Source organism: Streptomyces acidiscabies (assembly GCF_020010905.1).
Lineage (GTDB): Bacteria > Actinomycetota > Actinomycetes > Streptomycetales > Streptomycetaceae > Streptomyces > Streptomyces acidiscabies.
Genome location: NZ_JAGJBY010000002.1, coordinates 2,004,363 through 2,018,636 on the forward strand (window position 1 = coordinate 2,004,363; position 14,274 = coordinate 2,018,636).

At 71.3% G+C, this 14,274-nt stretch carries 10 protein-coding genes and 1 pseudogene; 8 read left to right on the plus strand and 3 right to left on the minus strand.

The genetic code is table 11. The features are described from left to right. Positions 1-311 precede the first annotated feature (311 nt). From J8M50_RS35855 to J8M50_RS35870, 4 genes are read left to right on the plus strand one after another with little or no spacing between them, the layout of a single operon-like run. On the plus strand, positions 312-2,987 hold the full coding sequence (locus tag J8M50_RS35855; protein WP_010353042.1) for a DUF4118 domain-containing protein: 2,676 nt from the start codon (positions 312-314) through the stop codon (positions 2,985-2,987). After that, on the plus strand, positions 2,984-3,700 hold the full coding sequence (locus J8M50_RS35860; RefSeq protein WP_050372188.1) for a response regulator: 717 nt from the start codon (positions 2,984-2,986) through the stop codon (positions 3,698-3,700). Before J8M50_RS35855 ends, J8M50_RS35860 begins: the two co-directional genes overlap by 4 nt. Positions 3,701-3,742: 42 nt before the next feature. Further along, positions 3,743-4,141 (plus strand): OB-fold nucleic acid binding domain-containing protein, encoded by a 399-nt coding sequence (locus tag J8M50_RS35865; protein ID WP_029183759.1) that lies wholly within the window; start codon positions 3,743-3,745, stop codon positions 4,139-4,141. A gap of 3 nt (positions 4,142-4,144) precedes the next feature. Next, the gene (locus tag J8M50_RS35870) at positions 4,145-4,867 is read left to right on the plus strand and encodes a DUF3159 domain-containing protein (RefSeq protein WP_010353045.1); all 723 of its coding nucleotides are present in this window, start codon (positions 4,145-4,147) and stop codon (positions 4,865-4,867) included. Positions 4,868-5,079: 212 nt separating this feature from the next. Here J8M50_RS35870 and J8M50_RS35875 read toward each other — a convergent pair whose 3' ends face one another. Both J8M50_RS35875 and J8M50_RS35880 read right to left on the minus strand, forming a co-directional pair. Beyond that, positions 5,080-5,757, minus strand: a complete 678-nt coding sequence (locus J8M50_RS35875) for a potassium channel family protein (RefSeq protein ID WP_010353046.1) — start codon at positions 5,755-5,757, stop codon at positions 5,080-5,082. Beyond that, entirely contained in the window at positions 5,754-6,425 is a 672-nt protein-coding gene (locus J8M50_RS35880) for a potassium channel family protein (RefSeq protein ID WP_010353047.1), read from the minus strand. Before J8M50_RS35880 ends, J8M50_RS35875 begins: the two co-directional genes overlap by 4 nt. 319 nt (positions 6,426-6,744) lie before the next feature. Here J8M50_RS35880 and J8M50_RS35885 point away from each other — a divergent pair, with 319 nt between their 5' ends. Beyond that, a complete protein-coding gene (locus tag J8M50_RS35885; RefSeq protein WP_010353048.1) occupies positions 6,745-8,820 on the plus strand; it encodes an APC family permease in 2,076 nt (691 codons plus the stop codon). Between the two features lie 153 nt (positions 8,821-8,973). Beyond that, positions 8,974-10,335, plus strand: a complete 1,362-nt coding sequence (locus J8M50_RS35890; protein ID WP_010353049.1) for a class I SAM-dependent RNA methyltransferase — start codon at positions 8,974-8,976, stop codon at positions 10,333-10,335. Positions 10,336-10,345: 10 nt separating this feature from the next. Here the strand turns inward: J8M50_RS35890 and J8M50_RS35895 are convergent. Beyond that, positions 10,346-10,772 (minus strand): annotated as a pseudogene (locus tag J8M50_RS35895) (DUF4188 domain-containing protein). Between J8M50_RS35895 and J8M50_RS35900 the strand changes: the two are divergent. Next, positions 10,702-10,851, plus strand: a complete 150-nt coding sequence (locus J8M50_RS35900) for a hypothetical protein (RefSeq protein ID WP_223786506.1) — start codon at positions 10,702-10,704, stop codon at positions 10,849-10,851. The pseudogene J8M50_RS35895 and the gene J8M50_RS35900 sit on opposite strands and share 71 nt — an antisense overlap. 213 nt (positions 10,852-11,064) lie before the next feature. Beyond that, positions 11,065-14,229 carry a BTAD domain-containing putative transcriptional regulator gene (locus tag J8M50_RS35905; RefSeq protein WP_010353052.1) on the plus strand — a complete coding sequence of 1,055 codons (3,165 nt, stop codon included), beginning with the start codon at positions 11,065-11,067 and terminating at the stop codon, positions 14,227-14,229. The last annotated feature ends 45 nt before the right edge of the window (positions 14,230-14,274 follow it).

Consider the following 14,274-nt stretch of genomic DNA (forward strand, 5'->3'; position numbering starts at 1 on the left):
TGCGAGATCGTGGAAGGGCCGGGTTCCCCTCGGGGGTCCGGCCTTTTTGCATGCGGTTTTCGTGGGGTGCCTGAGGTTTTCGTGGGGCCGGTTTCGTGGGGCCGGAAAAATTTTCGCGGAACGTGAACCGATCGGCCCGGATCTTCCGATGAAGGGGCAGGAAGGGCTCGACCGGCTCGGCGGGGGAGTCGGTGGGGTGTCAGGGTTTTGTCAAAGGTGGGGTGGTGGCGAAGGGAGTGTCTGATTTGTCTGATGAAAGGGCCGTAGCGTCTTCGCTGCACACTTGGTGGTCGGCGGAAGACAATGAGGGTATGGCGCGCGGGAAGCTTCGGATCTATCTCGGTGCGGCACCGGGCGTCGGAAAGACGTACGCGATGCTGTCGGAGGCCCACCGCAGGGTCGAGCGGGGTACGGACTGTGTCGTGGCGTTCGTGGAGCACCACGGCCGGCCGCGCACCGAGGTGATGCTGCACGGCCTGGAGGAGATCGAGCGCCGGGAGATCGACTACCGGGGCGGCGTCTTCACCGAGATGGACGTGGACGCGGTGCTGCGCCGGGCCCCGGCGGTCGCCCTGGTGGACGAACTGGCGCACACGAACGTGCCGGGCTCGCGCAACGCCAAGCGGTGGCAGGACGTCGAGGAACTCCTGGCCGCCGGGATCGACGTCGTGTCGACGGTGAACATCCAGCACCTGGAGTCGCTCGGGGACGTCGTCGAGTCGATCACCGGGGTCAGGCAGCGCGAGACCGTGCCGGACGAGGTGGTGCGGCGGGCCGACCAGGTCGAACTGGTCGACATGTCGCCGCAGGCCCTGCGCCGCCGGATGGCGCACGGCAACATCTACAAACCGGACAAGGTCGACGCGGCGCTGTCCAACTACTTCCGGCCCGGGAACCTCACCGCGCTGCGGGAACTGGCGCTGCTGTGGGTGGCCGACCGGGTCGACGAGTACCTGAACCAGTACCGCAGCGAGCACCGGGTCTCGGCGATCTGGGGCTCCCGCGAGCGGATCGTCGTCGGGCTGACCGGCGGCCCCGAGGGGCGCACGCTGATCCGGCGGGCGGCGCGGCTCGCGGAGAAGGGTGCCGGCGGCGAGGTCCTCGCCGTGTACATCTCCCGCAGCGACGGGCTCACCTCGGCCTCGCCGAAGGAACTCGCCGTGCAGCGGACGCTGGTCGAAGATCTCGGCGGCACGTTCCACCACGTCGTCGGGGACGACATCCCGGCCGCCCTCCTCGACTTCGCGCGGGGCGCGAACGCGACGCAGATCGTGCTCGGGTCCTCGCGGCGCAAGGCGTGGCAGTACATGTTCGGGCCCGGCGTCGGGGCGACGGTCGCCCGCGAGTCGGGGCCCGACCTGGACGTCCACATCGTCACCCACGAGGAGGTCGCCAAGGGGCGCGGACTGCCCGTCGCCCGGGGCGCGCGGCTCGGGCGGGCCCGCATCCTGTGGGGCTGGCTGGTCGGCGTCGGCGGGCCGGTGGGGCTCGCGCTGCTGCTGAACGCGGTCCAGCTCGGGCTCGCCAACGACATGCTGCTGTTCCTGGCGCTGACCGTCGCCGCCGCGCTGCTCGGGGGGCTGCTGCCGTCGCTGGCCTCGGCGGCGCTGGGGTCGCTGCTGCTGAACTACTTCTACACACCCCCGCTGCACCGGTTCACGATCGCCGACCCGAAGAACATCGTCGCCATCGTGATCTTCGTCGGGGTGGCGATATCGGTCGCCTCCGTCGTCGACCTCGCCGCGCGGCGCACGCATCAGGCGGCCCGGCTGCGGGCCGAGTCGGAGATCCTGTCGTTCCTCGCGGGGAACGTGCTGCGCGGGGAGACCAGTCTGGAGGCGCTCCTTGAGCGGGTGCGGGAGACCTTCGGGATGGAGTCGGCGGCGCTGCTCGAACGGGAGGCCGACGTCGCGCCGTGGACCTGCGCCGGGCGCGTCGGGATCGGGCGGGCGGTGGAGCGGCCCGAGGACGCCGACGTGGACGTGCCCGTCGGGGACCACATGGCGCTCGCGCTGACCGGGCGGGTGCTGCCGGCCGAGGACCGGCGGGTGCTCGCCGCGTTCGGGGCGCAGGCCGCCGTCGTCCTCGACCGGCGCCGGCTCCAGGAGGAGGCCGACCAGTCGCGGGCCCTCGCCGAGGGGAACCGGATCCGGACGGCGCTGCTCGCCGCCGTCAGCCACGACCTGCGCACGCCGCTCGCCGGGATCAAGGCGGCGGTGTCGAGTCTGCGGTCGGACGACGTCGCCTGGTCCGAGGAGGATCAGGCGGAGCTGCTCGAAGGGATCGAGGAGGGGGCGGACCGGCTCGACCACCTCGTCGGGAACCTGCTGGACATGTCGCGGCTCCAGACCGGGACGGTCACGCCGATCGTGCGGGAGATCGACCTCGACGAGGTGGTGCCGATGGCGCTCGGCGGGGTGCCCGAGGACAGCGTCGAGCTGGACATCCCGGAGACGCTGCCCATGGTGTCCGTCGACGCCGGGCTGCTGGAGCGGGCCGTCGCCAACCTCGTGGAGAACGGGGTCAAGTACAGCCCGACGGGGCAGACCGTGCTGGTCGCCGCGAGCGCGTTGTCCGAGCGGGTCGAGGTGCGCGTCGTCGACCGAGGGCCCGGGGTGCCCGACGAGGCGAAGGAGCGGATCTTCGCACCGTTCCAGCGGTACGGAGACGCTCCGCGCGGCGCGGGGGTGGGGCTTGGGCTCGCGGTGGCGCGGGGGTTCGTGGAGGCGATGGGGGGGACGCTGGCGGCGGAGGATACGCCGGGGGGTGGGCTCACGATGGTGCTGACGCTGCGGGCGGCGGGTGGGGTGGCCGGGGTGTCGGGTGAGGCGTCGGCGTCCGGGGTGCTTGGTGCGGGTCAGGCGGCGGTGGCTGGTGCGGGTGAGACGGTTTCCGGTGTCGATAGGGGTGTACCGGCAGAATCGTCCCGTGTCGGTGGTGTCGTGGAGGCAGAGCCGTTGGGTACGTCCGAGAGGCAGGGGACATGATGAGCGCCGCCGGGGGGAACCCCCAGGGACCCACGAGGGTGCTCGTGGTCGATGACGAGCCGCAGATCGTGCGGGCGCTGGTGATCAACCTCAAGGCGCGCAAGTACGAGGTGGACGCGGCGCACGACGGGGCGAGCGCGTTGCAGTTGGCGGCGGCGCGGCATCCCGACGTCGTCGTGCTCGACCTGGGGCTGCCGGACATGGACGGCGTCGAGGTGATCAAGGGGCTGCGGGGGTGGACGCGGGTGCCGATCCTCGTGCTGTCCGCGCGGCACTCGTCCGACGAGAAGGTGCAGGCGCTGGACGCGGGCGCCGACGACTACGTCACCAAGCCGTTCGGGATGGACGAGTTGCTGGCGCGGCTGCGGGCTGCTGTGCGCAGGGCCGAGCCGGTGGGGCCGGGGGAGGGGGAGGTGCTGGTCGAGACCGAGGGGTTCACCGTGGACCTCGCGGCGAAGAAGGTCAACCGGGGCGGGAAGGACGTCCGGCTCACGCCCACCGAGTGGCATCTGCTGGAGGTGCTCGTGCGCAACACCGGGCGGCTGGTCAGCCAGCGGCAGTTGTTGCAGGAGGTGTGGGGGCCGTCGTACGGGACGGAGACGAACTATCTGCGGGTGTACATGGCGCAACTGCGCAGGAAGCTGGAGGGGGATCCGGCACATCCTCGGCACTTCATTACCGAGCCCGGGATGGGGTACCGGTTCGAGAAGTGAGGGGTGGGGTGGGGGCTTCGGTGGGGCCGGTACGCTTCACGTATGAGTGCTGTGCCGCATTCCGAGAAGCCGGTGGGCCGGTTCCGGCGTATGCTCGACCGGCTTTCCTCGTCCCAGGAGGACCTGGAGTCCGAGGAGCTGCGGGAGGACGCCGAGACCGCCGGGTGTACGCGGATCGAGGACTGCCGGGATCGGCAGATAGTGACCGTTACTGGTACGTTGCGCACGGTCACTCTGCGACCGCGGGCCGGGGTTCCGGCGCTGGAGGCGGAACTGTTCGACGGGTCCGCCGCGTTGGACGTGGTGTGGCTGGGGCGGCGCTCCATCGTCGGCATAGAGCCGGGGCGGCGGCTGATCGCCTCGGGCCGGATCTCGATGAGCAGAGGTCGGCGTGTGCTGTTCAATCCTAAGTACGAACTGAGACCTCTCGGTAGGGAGTAGCCGGTGACGTCGCTCGACAAGCCGACCGGAGAAGAGCAGGCGCGGGATGCTCGGGCGGTGACCGAGGCCGCGTTGTTCGAGGCGTTCGGTGGTGTGCGGGGCATGGTCGAGACGGTCGTGCCCGGGCTGCTGTTCGTCACGATCTACACGGTCAATCAGGACCTGCACATGTCGGCTATCGCCGCGCTTGCCGTGTCCATCGCGTTGGTCGTGGTGCGGCTCGTTCGGCGGGGGACCGTCAAGCACGCGTTCAGCGGTGTGTTCGGGGTTGCCTTCGGGGTCGTCTTCGCGATGATGACCGGCAATGCGAAAGATTTCTATCTGCCGGGGATGTTGTACACGCTGGGGTTGTCCCTCGCGTACATCGTCACCACTCTGTGCGGGGTTCCTCTCATCGGGCTCATGCTCGGGCCCGTCTTCAAGGAGAACCTGTCCTGGCGGACCCGGAATCCTGGGCGTAAGAAGGCTTACTCCAAGGCGAGTTGGGCCTGGGGGCTCATTCTGCTTGCCAAGTGCGCGATTCTGTTTCCGTTGTACTGGTGGGCCGATACCACTCAGCTCGGGTGGGTGCTCATCGCGTTGAAGATTCCGCCGTTCCTGTTGGCTGTGTGGCTGACGTGGGTGTTTCTTGCCAAGGCTCCTGCTCCTATTGATGTGTTTGCTGAGATGGAGGCGGAGGAGAAGGCTGAGGAGGAGCGGAAGGCTGCGGCTCGGGGTGCCGAGTAGGTTTTCGCCCCCGCCGCCCCTTCCCGTCCCGACCCCGGGGGAGTGCCCCCGGACCCCCCTCGCCTAATCAGAGGGGGGTTTGGTCATTTTGGGGCGGGTGCGGGTCTGATGTGGCTGGGCGCGCAGTTCCCCGCGCCCCTAAAAGACAAAAGCGGGGGTCTCGCCGCAGCCCGCAGCCCGCAGTTGCGGTGAGACCCCCGCCCTTCATTCCCCTACGCTTCCGTCTCTTCCCTCCGCACCGACAGCAAGTCCTCCAGCTGTTCCTCCCTCGCCTGGGCCGCTACGAACAGGAGTTCGTCGCCCGGTTCCAGGGAGTCTTCCGGGGTGGGGGTGAGGACTCGGGTGCCTCGGATGATCGTGACCAAGGATGTGTCCTCGGGCCATTCCACGTCGCCCACCTGTGTGCCGGCCAGCGCTGATTCCTCGGGGAGGGTCAGCTCGACCAGGTTCGCGTCGCCGTGGCTGAAGCGCAGGAGGCGGACCAGGTCGCCCACCGAGACCGCCTCCTCCACCAGCGCCGACATCAGGCGGGGGGTGGAGACCGCCACGTCCACGCCCCAGGACTCGTTGAAGAGCCACTCGTTCTTGGGGTTGTTGACGCGGGCGACGACCCGGGGGACGCCGTACTCCGTCTTCGCCAGCAGGGAGACGACCAGGTTGACCTTGTCGTCGCCCGTCGCGGCGATGACGACGTTGCAGCGCTGGAGCGCCGCCTCGTCCAGGGACGTGATCTCGCAGGCGTCGGCCAGCAGCCACTCCGCCTGGGGGACCCGCTCGACGGAGATGGCCGTGGGGGCCTTGTCGACGAGGAGGACCTCGTGGCCGTTCTCCAGCAGCTCGCCCGCGATCGAGCGGCCGACGGCGCCGGCTCCGGCGATGGCGACCCTCATCGGTGACCGCCTTCCTGGGGGCCCTCGGCGAAGACCGCCTCGACCTTCTCGACCTCGTCGGTCCGCATCATGACGTGCACGAGGTCGCCTTCCTGGAGGACCGTCTGCGAGGTCGGCAGGATCGCCTCGCCCAGCCGGGTGAGGAACGCCACACGGACCCCGGTCTCCTCCTGGAGCGTGCTGATCTTGTGGCCGATCCACGACGCCGACGCGTGCACCTCGGCGAGTTGCACGCCCCCGGTGGGATCGCGCCACAGCGGCTCGGCGCCGGACGGCAGGAGCCGGCGCAGCATCTGGTCGGCGGTCCAGCGGACCGTGGCGACCGTCGGGATGCCCAGGCGCTGGTAGACCTCGGCGCGGCGCGGATCGTAGATCCTGGCCGCGACGTTCTCCACGCCGAACATCTCACGCGCCACCCGGGCCGCGATGATGTTGGAGTTGTCGCCGCTGGAGACGGCCGCGAAGGCGCCCGCCTCCTCGATGCCGGCCTCGCGCAGGGTGTCCTGGTCGAAGCCGATCCCGGTGACCCGGCGACCGCCGAAGGAGGACCCCAGGCGCCGGAAGGCGGTCGGGTCCTGGTCGATCACCGCGACCGTGTGCCCCTGCCGCTCCAGGGTCTGCGCGAGGGCTGAGCCCACTCGGCCGCAGCCCATGATGACGATGTGCATGGCCTTACACCACGCTCCCCACAGGTCCACTGACCTGCTTCGCTGTCGTTCTCATGTTCCTCTCTCGGCTCTTCGGGCAAATCTCGGCTCTTCGGGCAAGGTGTCGCGGCCGGATGGCGACCGCCAGGCAGACATCATGCCCGGGATTCCGCCGGTCCAGGGCCCCGGGGACCGCCGTCGAGTGCCCACCTCCAACGTAGCGGTTCTCCCCGGCGGCCTCGCGGGCGGATGACGGAGCGGCCGGTTCCGGGTGGCCGCGCCGTGAAGGTCGTCTCCGGGTGTGGGCGGCCGGTTGTTCGAAGGCTTACGATTCCCTGTTGTGTCCAAACTGACCGACGTGCCCAAACGGATCCTGATCGGGCGCGCTCTGCGCAGTGATCGGCTTGGGGAAACGCTCCTGCCGAAGCGCATCGCCCTCCCTGTCTTCGCCTCCGACCCGCTGTCCTCCGTGGCCTACGCGCCCGGGGAGGTGCTGCTGGTCCTGTCCATCGCGGGCGTGTCGGCGTACCACTTCTCGCCCTGGATCGCCCTCGCGGTGGTCGTCCTGATGTTCACCGTGGTCGCCTCCTACCGGCAGAACGTCCACGCGTACCCGAGCGGCGGCGGCGACTACGAGGTGGCGACCACCAACCTCGGCCCCAAGGCGGGACTGACCGTCGCGAGCGCGCTGCTCGTCGACTACGTCCTGACCGTCGCCGTGTCCATCGCCTCCGGCATCGAGAACCTCGGCTCCGCGATCCCCTTCGTCGTCGAGCACAAGACGGCGTGCGCGGTCGCGGTGATCGTCCTGCTGACGCTGATGAACCTGCGCGGCGTGAAGGAGTCCGGGAAGCTCTTCGCGATCCCGACGTACGTGTTCGTCGCGGGCGTCTTCATCATGATCGCGTGGGGTGCGTACCGCGGCCTCGTCCTGGACGACTCCATGCGCGCGCCGACCGCGCACTTCGAGATCAAGGCCGAGCACCAGGGGCTCGCCGGGTTCGCGCTGGTCTTCCTGCTGCTGCGGGCCTTCTCCTCCGGCTGCGCCGCGCTCACCGGCGTCGAGGCGATCTCCAACGGCGTACCCGCCTTCCGCAAGCCCAAGTCGAAGAACGCGGCCTCCACGCTCGCCGCGATGGGGCTGCTGGCGGTGACGATGTTCTGCGGGATCATCGTCCTCGCGCTCGTCACGGACGTACGGATGGCGGAGAACCCGGCGACGGACCTGCTGAAGAACGGTGTCGAGGTCGGGTCCGGGTACGTGCAGAACCCGGTGATCACGCAGGTCGCCGAGGCCGTGTTCGGCAAGGGGAGCTTCCTGTTCATCGTGCTCGCCGCGGCGACCGCGCTCGTGCTGTTCCTCGCCGCGAACACCGCCTACAACGGGTTCCCGGTGCTCGGGTCGATCCTCGCGCAGGACCGGTACCTGCCGCGCCAGCTGCACACCCGCGGCGACCGGCTCGCCTTCTCCAACGGCATCGTGCTGCTCGCCGGCGCCGCGATCCTCCTCGTGTGGATCTACGGCGCCGACTCGACGCGGCTCATCCAGCTGTACATCGTCGGTGTGTTCGTCTCCTTCACGCTGAGCCAGACCGGGATGGTCCGGCACTGGAACCGGCACCTCGCCGGCGAGACCGACCCCGCCAAGCGCCGGCACATGGTCCGCTCGCGGGCCATCAACGCGTTCGGCGCGTTCTTCACCGGGCTCGTCCTCGTCGTCGTCCTCGTCACGAAGTTCACGCACGGCGCGTGGGTCGCGCTGCTCGGGATGGTCATCTTCTTCGCGACGATGACCGCGATCCGCAAGCACTACGACGGGGTCGCGGCGGAGCTCGTGGCGACCGAGGGGCCCAGCGACGACAGCGTCCGGCCCTCCCGCGTCCACTCCGTGCTGCTCGTCTCCAAGATCCACCGGCCGACGCTGCGCGCGCTCGCCTTCGCCAAGCTCATGCGGTCCGACTCGCTGGAGGCGCTCACCGTCAACGTCGACCCCGTCGAGACGAAGGCGCTGCGCGAGGAGTGGGAACGGCGCGGGATCGACGTACCGCTCAAGGTCCTCGACTCGCCCTACCGGGAGGTCACGCGGCCGGTCATCGAGTACGTCAAGAGCCTGCGGCGGGAGTCGCCGCGCGACGCGGTGTCGGTGATCATCCCCGAGTACGTCGTGGGGCACTGGTACGAGCATCTGCTGCACAACCAGAGCGCCCTGCGCCTCAAGGGCCGCCTCCTCTTCACGCCGGGGATCATGGTGACGTCCGTCCCCTACCAGCTCCAGTCCTCGGAGGCGGCGAAGCAGCGCGCCCGGCGCCGGCAGGAGTGGAACGCGCCGGGGTCCGTGCGGCGGGGTCCGGCGGGGTCGCCCGAGCGGGAGCGGGAGCGGGAGCGGGCTCGGGAGAGCGGGGGGCGGGGGGAGTAGGGGCGTACGAGGGGGGTGAGTGCGGGGCTTCTGCTGCGGTCGTCGGGGCTGTGTGCAGGGCCTAGACTGGACGGCTGTCGTCGTACGGCGGTCCTGAGGGCGCCGTCTCCGCCGCACACCCCCGTCGCCTTTCCGATCTGGAGTCACCCCGCCATGCAGGCAGAACCGAAGAAACAGCAGGCGGGGGAGGCTCTCGAGGAGCGGGAGTCTCTTGTCGGTCGCGAGTACGAGGTCGAGGTCGGGGCCGTCGCCCACGGCGGGCACTGCATCGCGCGCACCGACGAGGGGCAGGTGCTGTTCGTGCGCCATGCCCTGCCCGGGGAGCGGGTCGTCGCGCGGGTCACCGAGGGCGAGGTGGGCGCGCGGTTCCTGCGGGCCGACGCCGTCGAGGTGCTCACCGCGTCCAAGGACCGGGTCGAGGCGCCGTGCCCCTTCGCCGGGCCCGGCCGCTGCGGCGGCTGCGACTGGCAGCACGCCAAGCCCGGGGCCCAGCGCCGTATGAAGGGCGAGGTCCTCGCCGAACAGCTCCTGCGGCTCGCCGGGCTCACCCCCGAGGAGGCCGGCTGGGACGGCACCGTCATGCCCGCCGAGGGCGACAAGCTGCCCTCCGGCGAGGTGCCGCAGTGGCGTACGAGGGTGCAGTACGCCGTCGACCTGGACGGCAACGCGGGTCTGCGCCGGCACCGTTCGCACGAGGTCGAGGTCATCGACCACTGCATGATCGCGGCGCCGGGCGTCTCCGAACTCGGCGTCGAGAAGCGCGACTGGATCGGCATGGAGTCCGTCGAGGCGATCGCCGCGACCGGGTCCCAGGACCGGCAGGTCATCCTCACGCCCCGGCCGGGCGCCCGCCTTCCCCTCGTCGAGCTCGACAAACCCGTATCCGTCATGCGCGTCGAGGAGAAGGACGGCGGGGTCCACCGGGTCCACGGCCGGCCCTTCGTCCGCGAGCGCGCCGACGGGCGTACGCACCGGGTCGGCAGCGGCGGGTTCTGGCAGGTCCACCCCAAGGCGGCGGACACGCTCGTCCTCGCGGTCATGCAGGGGCTCCTGCCGCGCAAGGGCGAGATGGCCCTCGACCTCTACTGCGGCGTGGGGTTGTTCGCCGGCGCCCTCGCGGACCGGCTCGGCGAGAAGGGCGCGGTGCTCGGCATCGAGTCCGGCAAGCGGGCGGTCGAGGACGCGCGGCACAACCTCGCCGAGTTCCCGCGCGTGCGGATCGAGCAGGGCAAGGTGGACTCGGTCCTTCCCCGCACCGGGATCACGGAGGTCGACCTGATCGTCCTCGATCCGCCTCGGGCGGGGGCCGGTCGGTCGACCGTCAAGCACCTCGCGTCCCTCGGCGCTCGGCGGATCGCGTACGTGGCGTGTGATCCGGCTGCGCTGGCCCGGGACCTGGGGTACTTCCGGGACGGGGGGTACAAGGTGCGGACGCTTCGGGCGTTCGACCTGTTCCCGATGACGAGCCACCTGGAGTGCGTGGCGATCCTGGAGCCGGTGGCCAAGAAGTCCTGATCCGCGACGGCTACCTCTCCGCCGCGCCCAGCCGCTGGGCCGCCGTGTCGCCGCGGCGGCCGACCGGTACGACGCCGGTCGCGGCGGCGAGGCCGTACGCGGGCATGTCGACGTACACCGACTCGTAGGAGCCCGCCGGGACGATGAACGTCTCGTGCCCGATGCCGACGTTTCCCCTTTCCGGCGCGTGCGCGGCGGTTGAACTCGGTCCAGGCGGGCCGGTGTTCGAGGTCGCGCTGGTGGGCGTAGGCCAGGAGCCGGTCCTTGTCGGTCCAGTACTGGACGACGTAGAAGTCCCGGAAGCCGCCGTAGAGCACCTGGTAGCCGAGCAGCCCTCGGCTCTTCTCCTGTGACAGCTCGCGCAGCATGCGCGGCATCGACCTGAAGGCCGGCAGCCAACTGGAGAGTGCCCGCAGTCGGTTGATCCGCAGCCCGATGTGGAAGACGACGACGTCGCCCTCGGCTGCGGCGGTGTTACGGCCGGGAACCACTTTCTCGGACATGAGCCTCCTCTGATCCTGCTTCCGCACGGCCGACAGCAAGCTACGCCGCCGCACTGGACGGGAAGGGAACGCGCCCGGGGGCCGGACTCCACTGATCGTTCAGTGCGGCGCCCCGGCTTTCTGCCGGGCGGAACCCGCCTCAATCGCTTTCCCTGCCACGGGACTTGGGCCACCATGGACGGTGGATGGCGGCGACGGCCGACCCGAGGCCGGGACGGGAGAGGGGATGGCTTCCTCCGCTGCGTCCGCGCGGCTGCGGATCCTCGGGCCGCTGCGGATCTGGCGCGACGGCGTCGAACTCGACCCCGGACCTCGGCAGCAGTCGTACCTGCTCGCGATCCTGGTCGCCCGCGCGGGTGAGCCGGTCAGTACGAGCGAACTGGTCGACCTGATCTGGGCCGAGGACGTCCCGGCGTCGGCCGTGAACATTCTCCAGAAGTACGTCGGCGCGCTGCGACGGCTGCTCGAACCTCCGCTGCCCGCCCGTGAAGCCGGCTCGTTCCTCCACCGGCGCGGCAGTTCCTACCTCTTCACCGCCGGCGCCACCACGCTGGACCTCGTCGCTTTCCGGGACCGCGTCGACGCCGCCACAGCCGCGCTGACCCGGCACGATCACGAGGCGGCCCTCGACCACTACGCCGGAGCGCTCGGGCTCTGGCACGGCCCGGCGGGCGACGGGATCGCCGACGGGACACCGGCCGTGACGGTCTTCGCCGCCCTCGACAACGAGTTCTACGCCGCGTGCACGGCGGCGGCCGAGCTCGCCGTGTCCCTGGGCCGGCCGGAGCGGGTGCTCGCGGCGCTGCGGCTGGCCGCGTCGATGGCACCGTTCGACGAACCCGTGCTGGCCGCTCTCGTCGGCGTGCTCGGCGCCGCCGGCCGCCAGGCGGAGGCGCTGTCGGTGTTCCGCCAGGCCCGCGACCGGCTCGCCGAGGAACTCGGCATCGACCCGGGGCCCGCGCTGGCGGAGGCACAGCGGCGGATCCTCACGCAGACCCCGGCGCCGAGGCCCGCACGGGAGGAGGCCGGGCGGCCCACGGCAGCCACCTTGATCGGCCGGACCGGGGAACTCGCCACGCTGCGGCGCACGGTGGAGCGCGCCCTCGCCGGTGACACCGCGATCGGCGTCGTCGAAGGCGAACCGGGCGCGGGCAAGACCCGGCTGCTGGAGGAGGCCGCCGCCGTGGCGGGCCGGCTGGGCGCGCTCACCGTCTGGGGCACCTGTCTGGAGGGCGACGGGACACCGGCGATGTGGCTGTGGGAGCAGGCGCTCGGCCGGCTCGTGCGCGATCTGCCGGCTCCGGCGGGCGAACAGTGGTTCACCGGCGGCCTCGGGGGCCTCCTCGCCGCAGGGGACGGCGCGAACCGGGAGGTTCCCGACGGCAACGCCCGGTTCCGGCTGTTCGAACAGGTCGTCGCCCTCGTCGGGCAGGCCTCGGCGCGGCGGCCGACCCTCCTCGTACTCGACGACCTCCAGTGGGCCGACGCCACCTCCCTGCTGTTGCTGCGGCACCTGGCGGAGCGGCTGCCCCCAAGGACCGCGATCATCGGCGCGTTGCGCGACCGCGCACCCGCGGTCGGCCCGGAGCTCTCCCGGGCGCTGGCCGCCGTCGGCCGCCTGCCCGGTCACCGCAGGCTGCGGCTCGGGCCGCTCGGCCGGGCCGACGTCGCCGAACTCGTCCGCCACGAGGTCGGCCAGGACCCGGGCGACGCCGTCACCCGCGCCATCCACGCCCGGACCTCCGGCAACCCGTTCTTCGTCCGCGAACTGTCCCGGCTCCTCAGCCGGGACGGCGCGATCGGCGACCTGCCCGCGGCGGCCGGGGTCCCTTCCACCGTCCACGACGTCGTCCGCGACCGGATGGCCGGGCTCGACGACGACGCCCGCGACCTGCTGCACGTGGCCGCGCTGATCGGCCGCGACGTCGACCTCAGGCTGCTGTCCCGCGCCACCGGCGTGGCCGCCGCGGACTGCCTGCGTCACCTGGAACCGCTGCGCACGCTGGGGCTGCTCGAACCCGGGCCGCACGACCCGTTCTCGCTCCGCTTCGCCCACGACCTGGTGCGCGAGTCGGTCTCCGACACCGCGCCGAAACAGCGGGCCACCCTCATGCATCTGCGCATCGCGGACGCGCTCGAACAGATCCACGCCGACGACGAGTGCGCCGCCGAACGCCTCGCCCACCACCTGTGGGCCGCCGGCCCCCTCGTCGAGCCCGACCGCACCGCGCGGGCGGTCATCCACGCCGGGCGCCGCGCGGCGGCCAAACTCGCCTTCGAGTCCGCCGGCCGGCTGCTGGGCGCCGCCGTACAGGCCACCCGGGCCTCGGGCCTCATGGAGCTGGAGTTCTCCGCCCTCACGCTCCTCGCCATCGTCGTCAGACGCGAGGCGGGGTACGACACCTCGACCTTCGACCTGCTGGAGCGCGCCGAGTACCTGGCCCGCGCCCTCGGCCGGGAGTCGGAGGCCGCCGACTTCCTGTTCATCCGCCTGGTCGGTGCCCACACCTCCCTGGAGAACGGCCGCGGGCAGCTGGCCCGCCGTATGCACGAGCTCGGCCAGGTGTCCGGCGACCCGGTCGTCGTCCGCTACGGCCGGCTGGCCTGGGGGCTGCACCAGTGGGACATCGGCAACATCGGCGAGGCGCACCGGGCCTTCACCGAGGCGGACGTCGCCGCTCCGGGCGCAGAGACACCGCTCAGGCGGGACGGCCTCACCATCAGGGAAGGGCCCTTCATGCGGGCGGCCATGACCGGGCTGCTCGGTGACGTCCACGCGGCGCTGGCCCTCGTCGACACGTGGGACCCCTCGGAGGACCCGTACGCGGCCTCGGTCCGGGTCTACTACACGACCATGATCGCCTCCATGGCCGGGGACGCCGAGGCGGCACGGCGAGCCGGTGAGCGGTGGGCCGCCGCCGGGCTCGACCGGCTCCGCACCCAGCGGGACCACTACATCCGGCAGGGCTGGTGCTGGGGGCGTGCCCTCACCGGCGAGGACCCGGAGGGCGCCGCGGCCGAGGCCGGGGAACTCCTGGCCGCGCACCTGCTCGATCCGCCGCAGTGGGGCATCACCTACCACTACGCGCTGATCGCCGAGATGTGGCTGGCAGCCGGGTCGCCCGAGCGGGCCGACGCCGCTCTCGACCGGGCCGAACAGACCATGCGGGACTACGGCCAGCGGTACGCCGAGGGGCTGCTCCTGCTGCTGAAGGCACGCCTGCTCCAGGCTCGCGGTGCGTCCCTCACCGCTGTCCGCGCCGCCGCCGAACGGGCCCGTACGCGATCCACCGCAGGCGAGGCGCACCTGTTCGCGCGCCGCGCCGAACGCTTCCTCTCCGGCCTCGGGGAAAAGAACGGGCAGAACGATCAGCCGTACCGGCGTCCTTGACGACGACGGAACGGATGGTGGAGCGGCCCCGGAGCGTGCCCGGAT